The organism is Bradyrhizobium sp. WYCCWR15520, assembly GCF_056174665.1.
This window is the reverse complement of record NZ_JBWBWM010000018.1, coordinates 16,244-28,491: the sequence shown is the minus strand read 5'-3', so window position 1 is coordinate 28,491 and position 12,248 is coordinate 16,244. Positions and strand designations below refer to the sequence as shown.

The 12,248-nt window shown below is 62.0% G+C and carries 17 protein-coding genes; 10 read left to right on the top strand and 7 right to left on the bottom strand.

What is annotated here, in order from left to right; translation table 11 throughout:
• The first annotated feature begins 30 nt into the window (after positions 1-30).
• The 3 genes from AC0QUY_RS21190 to AC0QUY_RS21180 are packed head-to-tail and all read left to right on the top strand — an operon-like array spanning position 31 to position 2,239.
• Positions 31-786, top strand: coding sequence for an ABC transporter ATP-binding protein (locus tag AC0QUY_RS21190; RefSeq protein WP_475388303.1), 756 nt, complete (start codon positions 31-33; stop codon positions 784-786).
• Positions 783-1,631 carry an ABC transporter permease gene (locus AC0QUY_RS21185; protein ID WP_475388228.1) on the top strand — a complete coding sequence of 283 codons (849 nt, stop codon included), beginning with the start codon at positions 783-785 and terminating at the stop codon, positions 1,629-1,631. The genes AC0QUY_RS21190 and AC0QUY_RS21185 overlap by 4 nt, the downstream gene beginning before the upstream one ends.
• Complete coding sequence (locus tag AC0QUY_RS21180) at positions 1,628-2,239, top strand: hypothetical protein (RefSeq protein ID WP_475388227.1); 612 nt, start codon at positions 1,628-1,630, stop codon at positions 2,237-2,239. The genes AC0QUY_RS21185 and AC0QUY_RS21180 overlap by 4 nt, the downstream gene beginning before the upstream one ends.
• A gap of 3 nt (positions 2,240-2,242) precedes the next feature.
• Here the strand turns inward: AC0QUY_RS21180 and AC0QUY_RS21175 are convergent, their stop codons facing one another.
• Positions 2,243-2,818: a PQQ-dependent catabolism-associated CXXCW motif protein gene (locus tag AC0QUY_RS21175; RefSeq protein WP_475388226.1), complete on the bottom strand. Its 576-nt coding sequence runs from the start codon at positions 2,816-2,818 to the stop codon at positions 2,243-2,245.
• Positions 2,815-3,699: a substrate-binding domain-containing protein gene (locus tag AC0QUY_RS21170; protein WP_475388225.1), complete on the bottom strand. Its 885-nt coding sequence runs from the start codon at positions 3,697-3,699 to the stop codon at positions 2,815-2,817. The genes AC0QUY_RS21175 and AC0QUY_RS21170 overlap by 4 nt, the downstream gene beginning before the upstream one ends.
• A gap of 236 nt (positions 3,700-3,935) precedes the next feature.
• Between AC0QUY_RS21170 and AC0QUY_RS21165 the strand changes: the two genes are divergently transcribed.
• Entirely contained in the window at positions 3,936-4,859 is a 924-nt protein-coding gene (locus AC0QUY_RS21165) for a quinoprotein relay system zinc metallohydrolase 2 (protein ID WP_475388224.1), read from the top strand.
• 55 nt (positions 4,860-4,914) lie between these two features.
• Positions 4,915-5,733, top strand: a complete 819-nt coding sequence (locus AC0QUY_RS21160; RefSeq protein ID WP_475388223.1) for a quinoprotein dehydrogenase-associated SoxYZ-like carrier — start codon at positions 4,915-4,917, stop codon at positions 5,731-5,733.
• A gap of 20 nt (positions 5,734-5,753) precedes the next feature.
• Here the strand turns inward: AC0QUY_RS21160 and AC0QUY_RS21155 are convergent, their stop codons facing one another.
• The gene (locus tag AC0QUY_RS21155) at positions 5,754-6,113 is read right to left on the bottom strand and encodes a hypothetical protein (RefSeq protein ID WP_161853249.1); all 360 of its coding nucleotides are present in this window, start codon (positions 6,111-6,113) and stop codon (positions 5,754-5,756) included.
• Between the two features lie 86 nt (positions 6,114-6,199).
• Between AC0QUY_RS21155 and AC0QUY_RS21150 the strand changes: the two genes are divergently transcribed.
• From AC0QUY_RS21150 to AC0QUY_RS21130, 5 genes are read left to right on the top strand one after another with little or no spacing between them, the layout of a single operon-like run.
• Complete coding sequence (locus AC0QUY_RS21150; protein ID WP_475388222.1) at positions 6,200-7,174, top strand: ABC transporter substrate-binding protein; 975 nt, start codon at positions 6,200-6,202, stop codon at positions 7,172-7,174.
• Between the two features lies 1 nt (position 7,175).
• Positions 7,176-7,913, top strand: a complete 738-nt coding sequence (locus AC0QUY_RS21145; RefSeq protein WP_475388221.1) for an ABC transporter permease — start codon at positions 7,176-7,178, stop codon at positions 7,911-7,913.
• Positions 7,903-8,631, top strand: coding sequence for an ABC transporter ATP-binding protein (locus AC0QUY_RS21140; RefSeq protein ID WP_475388220.1), 729 nt, complete (start codon positions 7,903-7,905; stop codon positions 8,629-8,631). Before AC0QUY_RS21145 ends, AC0QUY_RS21140 begins: the two co-directional genes overlap by 11 nt.
• A gap of 47 nt (positions 8,632-8,678) precedes the next feature.
• Complete coding sequence (locus tag AC0QUY_RS21135) at positions 8,679-9,473, top strand: pentapeptide repeat-containing protein (protein WP_475388219.1); 795 nt, start codon at positions 8,679-8,681, stop codon at positions 9,471-9,473.
• Between the two features lie 35 nt (positions 9,474-9,508).
• The gene (locus AC0QUY_RS21130; protein ID WP_475388218.1) at positions 9,509-9,859 is read left to right on the top strand and encodes a hypothetical protein; all 351 of its coding nucleotides are present in this window, start codon (positions 9,509-9,511) and stop codon (positions 9,857-9,859) included.
• An 18-nt stretch (positions 9,860-9,877) separates the two neighbouring features.
• On the opposite strand, the gene AC0QUY_RS21125 is transcribed toward AC0QUY_RS21130, so the two are convergent.
• The 4 genes from AC0QUY_RS21125 to AC0QUY_RS21110 form a co-directional block, all read right to left on the bottom strand.
• The gene (locus tag AC0QUY_RS21125; RefSeq protein ID WP_475388217.1) at positions 9,878-10,114 is read right to left on the bottom strand and encodes a hypothetical protein; all 237 of its coding nucleotides are present in this window, start codon (positions 10,112-10,114) and stop codon (positions 9,878-9,880) included.
• Positions 10,115-10,220: 106 nt separating this feature from the next.
• On the bottom strand, positions 10,221-11,081 hold the full coding sequence (locus tag AC0QUY_RS21120) for a hypothetical protein (RefSeq protein ID WP_475388216.1): 861 nt from the start codon (positions 11,079-11,081) through the stop codon (positions 10,221-10,223).
• Positions 11,082-11,366: 285 nt separating this feature from the next.
• Entirely contained in the window at positions 11,367-11,447 is an 81-nt protein-coding gene (gene pqqA / locus AC0QUY_RS21115) for a pyrroloquinoline quinone precursor peptide PqqA (RefSeq protein ID WP_072824652.1), read from the bottom strand.
• 274 nt (positions 11,448-11,721) lie between these two features.
• Positions 11,722-12,048 (bottom strand): hypothetical protein, encoded by a 327-nt coding sequence (locus AC0QUY_RS21110; RefSeq protein WP_161853242.1) that lies wholly within the window; start codon positions 12,046-12,048, stop codon positions 11,722-11,724.
• Between the last annotated feature and the right edge of the window lie 200 nt (positions 12,049-12,248).

The following is a 12,248-nucleotide window of genomic DNA, read 5'->3' as shown; positions in this document are numbered from 1 at the left end:
ACGCGGGACATCCCTTCCCGGCCCGACGCCATGGAGACGCCGGCATTGTCGATCGACGGCGTCAGCCATTCCTATGGCGCTCGGCGCGCGCTGATCGACATCGGCTTTTCTGTCGCACCGGCAAGTTTCACGGCGTTGCTCGGCCTGAACGGCGCCGGCAAGAGCACGCTGTTCTCACTGATCACGCGCCTGTTCGGAATCCAGCACGGACGAATCGGAATTTTCGGCCATGACATCGCACGCACCCCCGGCGAAGCATTGCGGCTGCTCGGTGTGGTGTTTCAGCCCCGCACCCTCGATCTCGACCTCTCGGTGACGCAGAACCTGCTCTATCACGCCGCCCTGCACGGCATCGGCAGGCGCGACGCCCGTGCGCGCAGCCACGAGGTGCTGACGCGCATCGGCCTTGCTGACCGCGCCGGTAGCAAGGTGCGCGATCTCTCCGGCGGCCAGATGCGGCGATTGGAAATCGCGCGGGCGCTATTGCACCGGCCGCGCCTGCTCCTGCTCGACGAGGCAACCGTCGGCCTCGACGTCAAGGCGCGCGCCGACATTCTCAACCACGTCCGCCAGCTCGTTGCCGAACAGGGAATAAGCGTGCTGTGGGCGACGCATCTGTTCGACGAGATCGGTGCAAACGATGATCTCGTCGTCGTGCATCAGGGCCGGGTATTGGCCAAAGGCAAGGCACCGCGCGTGATCGCCGAGGCCGGCGGCAGCGACATCAACACGGCGTTCATGCGATTGACCGGCTCCGCCGGACCGAGCGGAGACGCTCCGTCATGACCGCGACAACCATCACGCCAAGCCGGAGCGGCTTCTCGCTCGCCGAATATCTCACCTGCCTGAACGGCATTGTGTGGCGCGAGGCGCTTCGCTTCCTGCATCAGCGCGAACGCTTCATCTCGGCTCTGGTGCGGCCGCTGGTGTGGCTGTTCATCTTCGCCGCCGGCTTCCGCCAGGTGCTCGGCCTCTCCATCATCCCGCCCTACGAAACCTACATCCTGTATGAGGTCTACATCGCGCCCGGCCTGATGGCGATGATCCAGCTCTTCAACGGCATGCAGTCCTCGCTCTCGATGGTCTACGACCGCGAGATGGGCAATATGCGGACCTTGCTGGTGAGCCCGCTGCCGCGCTGGTTTCTCTTGTCCTGCAAGCTTCTGGCGGGAACCGCGGTCTCGCTGCTTCAGGTCTATGCCTTCCTGCTGATTGCCTGGTTCTGGGACATTGCGCCGCCGCCGGCCGGCTATCTCACGGTGCTGCCGGCGCTGGTCCTGTCCGGCCTGATGCTCGGCGCGCTGGGGATGCTGATCTCTTCCGGCATCAAGCAGCTCGAGAACTTTGCAGGCGTGATGAACTTTGTGATCTTTCCGATGTTCTTCGCTTCGTCAGCGCTCTATCCGCTGTGGCGCATCCTCGAAAGCAGCCCGATGCTCTACTATGTCTGCCTGTTCAATCCGTTCACGCATGCCGTGGAGCTGATACGTTTTGCGCTATACGGACAGATCAACTGGATCGCGCTCGCGGTCGTCGGAGGCTGCACGATCGTCTTCATGGTCGGTGCGATCCTGGCCTACGATCCCTCGCGCGGCCTGATCCGCCGTGGGCCGGCCGGAGGCGAGACATGAAACATCGAATCGCGATCGCGGCATTGCTCGCCGTTACGGTGACGACCGGCTTCTGCCATGCCGCCGATCCCCGTTACCCGGACTGGCCGTGCACCCAGGCCAAGGTGCCCGAGATTTCGCTGGCCGCGGTGTGGGCAGGCCCGCCGCTCGACGACGTCGCCGGCAAATGGAAGGACAATCCCAACGTCAGCACACTGGTCGCGCGGCTCGCGGCAAGGCGGATCCCGCTCGAGGAAGCGCAAAAGGCGATCACGGAATATCTGAACGGTGCAGCCGACAAGACTGCCAGCGGAAAACTGCTGTTTTCCGGCCTGTTCGAATCGCTTAATGCCCAACGCTCCCAGGTGATGAACGGGCTGGAGCGCGTCACCCGCAAGCAACGCGAGGCGGCGGACAAGATCCGCGCCGACACGCTGGCCTTGCAGGCGCTGCAGGGTGAAACGCCGCGCGACCAGACCAAGGTCGACGAGCTCGGCAATCAGCTCGTCTGGCAGACGCGCATCTTCGAGGACCGACGGAATGTCATCAAGTTCGTCTGCGAGGTTCCGACGGCAATCGACCAACGGCTGTTCGCGCTCGGACGAACGATTCAGCAGGAGATCGAATAGCCGCTAACGCGGCGATGCGATCCCCTCATCTGCCCGCGGCTCCGGCCGCGATTCAGTCAGCGGCAAGCCGGCCTGCTCCCAACTGTCAGTTCCTTCCGGATACCAGGCCACGTTGGTATAGCCATACGACAGAATTCGCTTCGCCGCGTTCCAGGACATCCAGCAATCGGCCTGGCAGTAAACCACGATCAGCGCGGCCATGTTGCCGGCCGTCGCGCGAACCAAGCCGCGCCGCAGATAGTCTTCCGTCACAGCCGCAAGCTTCCCGTAGCCGGTGTCCGGCAGCCATATGCTGCCGGGAATATTGAGTCGTGGCTTGTCACGCCAGATCGTGCCTTCGGGAAGATTTGGCGGTTTCGGCGCGCGGGGCATGACGTCGATGAACACGCCCGTCTTCGTTTGCCAGATCGATTCCGCCTCCGCGGTAACAAGAACGCGTGCGCCGGCAAGCGTTGCAGGAACCGGCGCGCGGTAATCCTCCATGCGGTAATCGTCGGGTTCGGGAGGTCTTTCCTGCGCGAGGGGTGAGACGATGAATGGGAATGCCGCAAGGATCAGGCCTGCGAGCGTAGCTCTCATGGCGCTTTCGTTGCCGTCTCCGCGCCGATTGGTCGGTCATTCTCGTCGAGCAGGGGAACGCCGAAGTCGAGCAGTATCTTGTTGATGGCGGACTGGTTTTCCTGGATCAGGCGATTAAGCTGCCGCTTCCAGTTCTGGTCGGCCGCCCGCACCCCCATGCCGATACGAAACGCCAATCGCGGGCCGGCCTTTTCTTTCACGAGCGGCGTGACCTGGAGCGGCGGGTTCGCCTTCTTCGCATAGAAGCCCGCCATCGGTCCCCAGAGAATGCCGGCGTCGATCTTGCCGGACGTCAGGTCGGCTATCATCACCTCCGCTGACGACTCCAAACGGGTATCGACCATCAAGTGATATGGCTTGGCATTCGCCATCAGGCCGTTGACCGCCATATTCGTGGCAGGCGGTGTTCCGGCCACGATGCCGATATGCTTGGCTTTGAGACGCTCGTCTTCCAGCGTCGTCACTTCCTCGAGGCCGCTGCCCTTCTTGACGACCAGCGCATAGGCGGTGCGGTAATAGGGATTGCTGCCCTGAACCAGGTCGTCTCCCTGCGGGAAGCCCATGATGACGTCGCAACGATGGGCGCCGAGCGTCATCCGGACGAAGCCCGTCGCCTGCGGGAAGTACATGTAGTCCAGTTTCTTGTTCAGCTTCTCGGCGAACAGCTCAGCGAGCTTGTTCTCGAACCCCTCGCCCTTGTCGTTGGAAAATGGCAAATTGTGCGGGTCGGCGCAAACGCGCAGCACCTTGGGATCGACGAGTTCAATCGACAGATCGCCGCCTTCCTTGATCTGCGCGTACGCGACATCGCGCCCGAACAGCACGGCGAAGATCGCCGCTATGGAAATCACCAGCCAGCGCTTTTGTCCGGCATATGTCATCGAAAGCTGCTGCACTTCCGGCCCGCCATGGTTGCCAACTTCGGAATAACATCAGCGACCTCGACGAACAAAGTTCCGTTGAAGCCGCAGACAAGCAAAATGCTATGCTTGTCAATTGGGGCCTGCAACAGGAATAATCTTCGTGGCGGACTCGCTGCCTGTGCTGCGACGCAAACTATCGCCGCGATGACGCATGGAAATGCCGCAGCGCTTCGTGGTGAGACGGAGGCCGAAATATGGCTCACCCCGCATTGATCCTTGCCGCGCTCGCGATGTTCGCTACGGCGTCATCCTCGTTCGCGCAGCAACCGGAGTTGCCCGTCGACTCCATTGCGGATGGCGTATTCGTGCACACCGGCCAGACTGCGCAGATGACGCGCGAGAATCACGGCGCGATCGCCAATGTCGGATTCGTCGTTGGCGACGATGCGGTTGCAGTGATCGATGCGGGCGGCAGCCTCCACGAGGGACGGCAATTGCTGGCGGCCATTCGTGCCCGGACCAACAAGCCGATCCGCTACGTCATCAATACCCACGGCCACCCCGATCACGTTTTCGGTAACGGCGCCCTCGTGCAGGACGGAACGAGCTTTGTCGGCCATGCTAACCTGCCGCGAGCGCTGGCCGCGCGCGGACAATTCTATCTCGACGCCTTTCGCCGCACGATGGGCGATCAACTGATCGGCGAGGTCCGCATCGTACCGCCGACGCTGCTCGTCGACGGCACCCTCAATCTCGATCTCGGCGGACGGACGCTCGTCTTGCGGGCGTGGCCCGCCGCGCACAGCGATTGCGACCTCACGGTGCTTGATGAAAAGACCGCAACCCTGTTCGCGGGCGACCTCGTGTTTCTTGCTCACACGCCCGTGCTGGATGGCAGCCTCCGCGGCTGGCTGCGCACGATCGGCGAACTTGGCGCCCTGCCCGCGCAGCGGGTGGTTCCCGGTCACGGCCCCGTGAGCGAATGGCCTGCCGCCCTCGCCGACGAACGCCGTTATCTCGAGACGTTGGCCTCAGATGTACGCGGGCTGGTCGCCCGCGGCGAGCCGATCGCGGCAGCGGGCACGGCAGCGGGGACTGAGAGATCCCGATGGCAATTGTTCGACGACTTCAACGCCCGCAACGCAACCGCAGCATTCTCGGAAATTGAATGGGAATAGGATTCGCATTGCCCTATATTGCGTCCGTTGCTTCCATCGCGTGAAGGTGGTGACCATGTTTGGATATCTCGTCCGCCTGCTCGGTGTTGCTGCCTTGCTACTGTTTGGCGCGCCGCTGGCGCTCGCGGCCGAGACAAATGACTCCTGGCCCGGCCTGGTCCAGGATATCTTCAACAATCGTCCGATGAACGATGGCAGCGACGTGATCGGCATCGAGATGCCGGCCCGGGCTGAGGATGCGGCAATCGTTCCGGTGACCTTGCGAACCAAGCTTTCGCCTGATGACAGCCGTCAGGTGCTAAGTATTACGCTGGTCATCGACCAGAACCCTGCGCCGATGGCGGCAAAATTCCAGCTCGGACCCGACGCCAGGGTGTCGGAAATCTCCACCCGTGTCCGCGTCAACGATTACACCGACGTTCATGCCGTGGCCGAACTCAGCGACGGCAAGCTCTACATGGCCAAAACCTATGTGAAGGCGTCCGGCGGCTGTTCAGCGCCGGCCGCCAAGAACGCCGACGAGGCCAAGAGCCGGCTCGGCCAGATGCGCTACCGACAATTCGCAAAGGCCGGCGAAGGCCCGGCCAGCGGCGTCCGCGAGGCCCAGATCATGATTGGGCATCCCAACCATTCCGGTCTGCAGATGGACCAGGTCACGCACCTCTACGTCCCGGCTTTCTTCATCAATGAACTGCGGCTTTGGCAGGACGACGGCCTGGTTTTGACGATGGAAGGCGGCATTTCAATTTCGGAAGATCCCAATATCAGGTTCACCTACGTGTCGAATGGCGCCAAACGCTTCCGCGCCGAGGCAAAGGATACCAATGGACACGTCTTCCAACGAGAATGGAAGGCCGACGATTCCGGGATTTGACGCTGGAGCACGTATGACGCTCAGAAGCAGCGCACTTCCGCTTCGGCCTGGGCGCGCCTCAGCTCGTTGAGCGCACCCGCCGCCTGCTCGGAGGTGCGGAACGGGCTCCCCATATCGCCGCGGACCTGCGACATGCTGAGCACGGTTTCGGCGGTGATATAGCGATCATAAGGCAGGAGCGAAGCCACGACATCGATCGAACAGGAGCATTGCTCGATTGCCTGCCGCGTCTCGCCATTCGCCTTCAGGCAACCGAAAACGTACTCGACGCGCGCTGACGTCGGGTAATCGTTGAAATCCTGGGCGCGCGCAATCACGACCATCGTCATCAGCGCCATCAACGCGGCGACAATACGTCGTAGCGATCCGATAGGCGTCATCGTCTTCCTCCCGCTGCTAACGGTGCAAGCTATGCTATGACTGGTTCGCTGAAAAGCCGACGTTCGAGGAAATCACGCAAAGCACCATGACACATTTTGTTCGCCTGCTGTTTGCTACGATCGTTTTGGTTTCCCTCGGCACCTGCTGCAGCGCCGAGGCTTTGCGCGTTGCGGTGCAGAAGACCGGCACACTCGCCTGGGAACTTGCGGTGATCCGGGAGCACGGCCTCGACAAGCAGGCCAACCTTTCGGTCAAGGTTCTCGAATTGGCGAGCCCCGAGGCAGGCAAGATTGCGCTTCGCGCCGGGAATGCCGACATCGTGGTCACCGACTGGCTTTGGGTGTCGCGCGAGCGCACCCTTGGCGCCAAACTGACATTCTATCCCTATTCGAGCGCGCTCGGCGCCGTGATGGTCCCTGCTTCATCGCCGATCCAGACCCTGGCCGATCTCAGGGGCCGCAAGCTCGCCATCGCGGGCGGGCCGATCGACAAGAACTGGCTGCTGTTGCTGGCATGGTTGAAGCAGAGCGGCATCGACCTGAAATCGGATGCGACAATCGCCTACGGCGCGCCACCGCTGCTGGCTGCGAAGACGCTGAGCGGCGAAATGGATGCGACCTTGAATTACTGGAATTTCTGCGCGGTGCTGGAAGCGAAGGGCTTCCGCCGCGTCGCCGGCATCGAGGATCTGCTGCCGAAACTGGGCGCCAAAGGCCGCACCGCGATGATCGGCTATGTCTTCGACGAAAAATGGGCGAACGCAAACCATGACAAGATTGCCCGCTTCATCGCCATGACCCGCGCGGCGAAAGAGATCCTGTCGACCTCGGATGCGGAGTGGGAAAAAATTGCGCCGCTGACCGGCGCTCCGGACGCTGCAACCTTGCGCGCCTATCGCGATCGCTATCGGGAGGGAATTCCGCGTCGCCCGATCGCCGATGAAGAAGCCGACGCGCGCATTCTCTATCGCGTGCTGGCCGGAATCGGCGGTCACGAACTTGTCGGGCCGGCGCCTGAACTTGCTTCCGGAACATTCTATCACGCGATCCCGGGAGATTGAGGTGCCGCGCCTGCTGTCATTCGCCATGTTCTTCGCGATCTGGTGGATTGCCGCGCTGTTTGCCGGTGATGCGAAGCTGCCGCCTCCTCCCGCCGTGCTCGCGGTCATGATTGCGGAAGCACGGTCAGGTGACTTGTTCTTCCACCTCGGCGCGACATTGGCGCGCGTGACGCTCGCCTTCACGCTGGCGATGGCGCTGGGTGCGGCCATCGGCTACCTGATGGGCCGGGTACGGCTTGCCGATCGGCTCGGCGACCCCTGGCTGATCCTGCTGCTCAATCTGCCGGCGCTCGTGGTCATTGTGCTCGCCTACATCTGGGCTGGATTGACTGAAGTCGCCGCCATCGCGGCAATCGCCATCAACAAGCTCCCGACCGCTGTCGTTACGCTACGCGAGGGAGCGCGTGCCCTGGACGCTGCGCTTGACGAAATGGCGACGGTGTTTGCGTTGTCGCGCTGGAGCAAGTTCCGGCATGTCGTTCTGCCGCAGCTGTCGCCTTATATCGCAGCGGCAGCTCGATCAGGACTGTCCCTGGTCTGGAAGATCGTTCTGGTTGCGGAATTGCTTGGCCGCCCGAACGGCGTTGGTTTCGAAATCGGCGTGGCATTCCAGCTATTCGACATTCCGCTATTGCTTGCCTACTCGCTGAGCTTCGCGGCGATCGTGCTTCTCATTGAAACCTTGTTGGTGCAGCCGTTTGAGGCCCGGTTAACCCGGTGGCGTCCCCGTGCGGCTTGAGGTCGATATCGCCAGCAAGACGTTCAAGAGCGCGGCGGGTGAACAGCACGACGTGATCGCTGGCGTCTCCTTTGCGCTTGATGCCGGAGAGGTCGGTGTATTGGTCGGTCCATCCGGCTGCGGCAAGAGCACGATGCTCAGGATTCTCACCGGCCTCGACCCCGACTTTCAAGGGCGCGTCTCGCGTCCCGCCGGCGCGCGGATCGGCTTCGTGTTTCAGGAACCGCGGCTGTTGCCCTGGCGGTCGGTCGAAGAAAATGTGCGACTTGTTGCGCCTCTGGCTGATGAAGCGAAGCTTTCAGCACTCTTCGAAATTCTGGAGCTGAAAGCGCATCGCAACCATTATCCCGGCGAATTGTCGCTCGGCCTCGCCCGACGCGTTGCGCTCGCCCGTGCCTTCGCCGTCGAGCCGGAGTTGCTCATTCTCGACGAACCGCTAGCCTCGCTCGATGTCGCCCTCGCCGCCCGTCTGCGCGATGAGATTGCCATGTTGATGGACGGCCGATCCATGATAGCGCTGTTGGTCACCCATGACGTCGACGACGCGGTTCGCCTCGGCGATCGCGTGATCCTGCTGTCCCCGCGCCCCGCCCGGATCCTCGCCGACCTGCCCATCCGCACACCGCGAGGCGCGCGAGGAGACGCCGAGATCGCCGCCATCAAGTTGGACATCATGCGGCGCATCAATGGCCATTCCGCCGAGCGCGATGCCTCATAGGCAGTGCTTGAGGCCGGTGCTAAGATGCGCCACAGGCGGAGTTGACGATGAAGCGCTCGATTGGAATTGCCGCGCTCGGCCTTGCTCTTGTGGCTATGACGGCAACGGCGCAGGACATGATGCGTCATGTCGACCTGTCCTCGCCCGATATGGTCACGGCCGAATTGACCCGCGCCGAGGTGGAGGCCGCGCTCACGGCGGCGACCACCACAGCGCCCGCCGATTTCACGGGAAAGCGACTATCAGGCCTCGATCTGTCGGGACTCAACCTGTCCGGCGCCATTTTCCGCGCAGCCAAGCTCAACAAGACAAAGCTCGCCGGCGCCAAATTAGACCGTGCCATCCTCGACCAGGCGTGGCTGCTCGAGGCCGACCTGACCGGCGCAAGCCTGAGGGGCGCAAATCTGTTCGCTTCGCAGATGGCGCGCGCCCGCCTCGACGGCGCCGATCTCTCGGGCGCACGCGTCGCTGCCGACCTCACCGGCGCAAGCCTCGTCGGCGCCTCGATCGCGGACGCAAATCTGGGCGCCGACATGCGCAACCAGTCCATGGGCCTGATGCGCGCGGTGTTGAAATCCGCCAATCTGGAACGACTGAACGCGCGCGGTGCCGACCTGTCGCGGGTCGATCTCGAATTTGCCGTGCTGAAGGGCGGCGATCTCACGGGCGCTTCTCTCACGGGAGCTCAGCTTGGAGGCGCCGACTTGACCGGTGTCACCGTCATCGATACCGATTTCGATGGTGCCGATCTCGCTTCGGTCCGGTTGATCGCTCCCATTGGCCTCGACCGGGCAAAAAATTTCGACAAGGCCAAGAATCGCGATCGTCTGACCAGCCAATGACAGCTCCACCCGTTCCACGATGAAAGGACTGCCCGATGCGATGGATACTGGCTTTGGCGGCACTGTTGTCAGCGAGCGCCAATGAAGTGGCCGCGCAGGGAAAGGGAAAAGGCGTCCGATTGTGGAATCTGACGACCGCGACCATTTCCGAGTTTCAGCTTTCACCGGTCGGCAAGAACGACTGGGGGGCCAACCAGACCCTGAACGACAAGGACAAGGAAGTCGATCACGACGAGCGCCTTCGCATCACGGGCGTGGAGCCGGGGCGCTATGACGCCAAGGTCGGCTATCGCGGCGCGAAGCACTGCTTCGTCCGAGACATCGAAATCAAGGCTGACGCCGTGTTTTCAGTCGAGGACAAGGATCTCAAGGATTGCAACAAGTAGCAGCCACTTCCGGCGATATCAGCCTGCAGACCACACGACTTCTCCCGAAGCCTTCCGGTTGCTGCCGGGATATTCGCAGCGCCATTTGACCGCCGTCCATTTTGGATGCTCGCCCACCCATTTCGCGATGTAGGGAGGCGCTGCCATAGCGCATTGCCGCAACGAAACATTCGAGGAAAAGACGAGATGGGTTTCCTCGCAGGTGGCCGGCGAGAGCACCGCACAAACGGTCACGATCAAATCTATCGGAGTCATGCCTGGAGATCCCTTGGGTTGTTCCCGGATGATAACGCAAAGAGATACGGCAATGGGCGAAGCAAGGTTTCACACCACCGTGAAAGCCGGAACCCAGCGCCTCCCGCTAGAAGTTAACGCCGAATACCAGCCGTGCCTCGTGGCGGTCGAAATTGACGAGATCAAGGCTGGCGGCTGACCCCGCCGGGCGTCCCCACGCCTGAACGCTCCAGCTCGCGGTTAGCCGCGAGCGCTTCGACAATTGGAAATACGCTGTCGGACCAATGAACAACGCCTGCCCCGCTAGCTCCTCCAGGCCGATCCCCTCATACTTGCGCAAGTACCGCGCCTCGCCGCCCAGCAGAAAACCCGGCCGCACTTGCGCCAACACCCCAAGCGCTGCACCTGCAGTGGAATCGTGCTCCATGGTGCGACCGGCGACAACGCGCGTCCACTCCGGTTCGTAGATCAGATTGAACGCCGCAATGACACGATCCGGCACGAGCTCCCGATCGAATGCCAGCCTGAATTCCGTCCCGAAACTCCTGATCGATTCAGCCGTCGTTTCATCGACACGATGCGCGTGCATTTCTGTCGCGAAGGTGAGCCCGAACGGCGCCGTCTCCCGATCGAGAAAACGGTAGCGAAAATCGACCGACGCGCCCTGCCACGATAGCCGGCGCTGATCGTCAAGCCCCGGCGCGCCGCTGATCAGATGCGATGCAAACGTACTACCGACCTCGACTCGAAAATTCCTGACCGGAACGAACTCCAGCTCAAATTCCTGGCCGAGAGCCCGGTAGGTGCCGCCGCTCCTGCCAAAGCGGCCGGTCGTCTCGGTTTGAAATTCCCGTTCGCCGACACTGCCGACATCAGTTCCGATCATGAAGCCGAATATGTGCTCGGTATCGATGCCTTCGGCGTGCGTGTAAGCCGGCAGCAGCGCAGCAAGAGACACGACCGCCGCCTGGAAGGTCTTTGCGCGCATAGACAGTCGCATTCAGCGGGTCATCGGGTTTAAGTGGCCAGAATCCGTCGTTGGCCGACCCTAGCATGATGCAGTGATCATCGGCGAGCCATCGGAACATCTGGAATGTGGGCGAAAAAACGTACAATCCGACGGGCGCCTTCAATATCGGCGGCCACCTGAGGAATTCCTGTCCAGTTTGGCGGGATTTGCGCCTTCTGCAGGCAGCGGAAAATTTTCCGTACAGCTTGCCCGGCCCGCAGCAACAGGTGTTGCCGGAGCCGGGCAGACCGTTTCGACGCGTTTTTATTTACGCGCCGCGCAGGCGTACATGTTGATTTCCATGCCCACCGGCACTTCCACGATCTTCGGAGTCTTCCAACTCATCAGGGTCCTCCCAAGCAGGTTGGCACGACCTCGTGCCGTCATCGAAACTAGGTTGCCCTCGAACGTAGCGCAAGCTCGGAACATCGAGCGTCGATGAATCCGCACACTTGAGGCGCCGGACACTTCACTCTTGGACAAGGCTATTTCGCTCTTGGACAAGGCAGGTAAAGCGGCGGATCGACGCAGCGTCGCATCGATCCCCGTGCTCGTTCGCTTATCTGCCGCTGAGAACCCACTGAGGCGGCGACGTCTGTCACCGCGTCAGCTCCGCACCCTAGCAATCCTTGTCTGCGGCGGTTTGCTTGTCAGCCTTGGCGCCTTCGGCCTGCTGTGCAGCCGTCGGTTCGCCCTGCATCTGGCGCTGCGTATCCTGCGACGATGCAGCAACGTCTCCGGCCGATCGATTCATCGTACCGGTCGGCGGATGTTGACTGGTGTTGGCGGCCATGCCTGTCGTCTGGCTGTCGCCCGTCTGGGCAGGTCCGGAGCCCGCGTCCTTCAGGTTAGCGGCGCGGCCCGTATCACAAGGGCCTGCCAGCGCTGCGCCGGTGCTCAAGACCAGGGCGGAGCAACCGGCAAGAATAAGATGCTTCATTTTCATCTGTCTCTCCTCTTCACGTGAAGCGTGCACGACGTGATGAGAGGCAACCGACCCATTGTCTGCAGGTTCCGGGTGGCGACGTGAATATCGGCAGGTTTAATCTGAGGTTTCCGAGCTCGGTGAGGGCATCCGATGGAACCGAATCACCCAGCGTTGATCAGTTTTCTTCTCGTACTCTGCCTTGCATCGGGCGCCCTCGC

Excerpts from the sequence above, each read along its gene's own strand:
- AC0QUY_RS21190 (WP_475388303.1), top strand. The coding sequence starts at position 31 with ATGGAGACGCCGGCATTGTCGATCGACGGCGTCAGCCATTCCTATGGC.
- AC0QUY_RS21185 (WP_475388228.1), top strand. The coding sequence starts at position 783 with ATGACCGCGACAACCATCACGCCAAGCCGGAGCGGCTTCTCGCTCGCC.
- AC0QUY_RS21180 (WP_475388227.1), top strand. The coding sequence starts at position 1,628 with ATGAAACATCGAATCGCGATCGCGGCATTGCTCGCCGTTACGGTGACG.
- AC0QUY_RS21175 (WP_475388226.1), bottom strand. The coding sequence starts at position 2,818 with ATGAGAGCTACGCTCGCAGGCCTGATCCTTGCGGCATTCCCATTCATC.
- AC0QUY_RS21170 (WP_475388225.1), bottom strand. The coding sequence starts at position 3,699 with ATGACATATGCCGGACAAAAGCGCTGGCTGGTGATTTCCATAGCGGCG.
- AC0QUY_RS21165 (WP_475388224.1), top strand. The coding sequence starts at position 3,936 with ATGGCTCACCCCGCATTGATCCTTGCCGCGCTCGCGATGTTCGCTACG.
- AC0QUY_RS21160 (WP_475388223.1), top strand. The coding sequence starts at position 4,915 with ATGTTTGGATATCTCGTCCGCCTGCTCGGTGTTGCTGCCTTGCTACTG.
- AC0QUY_RS21155 (WP_161853249.1), bottom strand. The coding sequence starts at position 6,113 with ATGACGCCTATCGGATCGCTACGACGTATTGTCGCCGCGTTGATGGCG.
- AC0QUY_RS21150 (WP_475388222.1), top strand. The coding sequence starts at position 6,200 with ATGACACATTTTGTTCGCCTGCTGTTTGCTACGATCGTTTTGGTTTCC.
- AC0QUY_RS21135 (WP_475388219.1), top strand. The coding sequence starts at position 8,679 with ATGAAGCGCTCGATTGGAATTGCCGCGCTCGGCCTTGCTCTTGTGGCT.
- AC0QUY_RS21130 (WP_475388218.1), top strand. The coding sequence starts at position 9,509 with ATGCGATGGATACTGGCTTTGGCGGCACTGTTGTCAGCGAGCGCCAAT.
- AC0QUY_RS21125 (WP_475388217.1), bottom strand. The coding sequence starts at position 10,114 with ATGACTCCGATAGATTTGATCGTGACCGTTTGTGCGGTGCTCTCGCCG.
- AC0QUY_RS21120 (WP_475388216.1), bottom strand. The coding sequence starts at position 11,081 with ATGCGCGCAAAGACCTTCCAGGCGGCGGTCGTGTCTCTTGCTGCGCTG.
- pqqA (WP_072824652.1), bottom strand. The coding sequence starts at position 11,447 with ATGAGTTGGAAGACTCCGAAGATCGTGGAAGTGCCGGTGGGCATGGAA.
- AC0QUY_RS21110 (WP_161853242.1), bottom strand. The coding sequence starts at position 12,048 with ATGAAAATGAAGCATCTTATTCTTGCCGGTTGCTCCGCCCTGGTCTTG.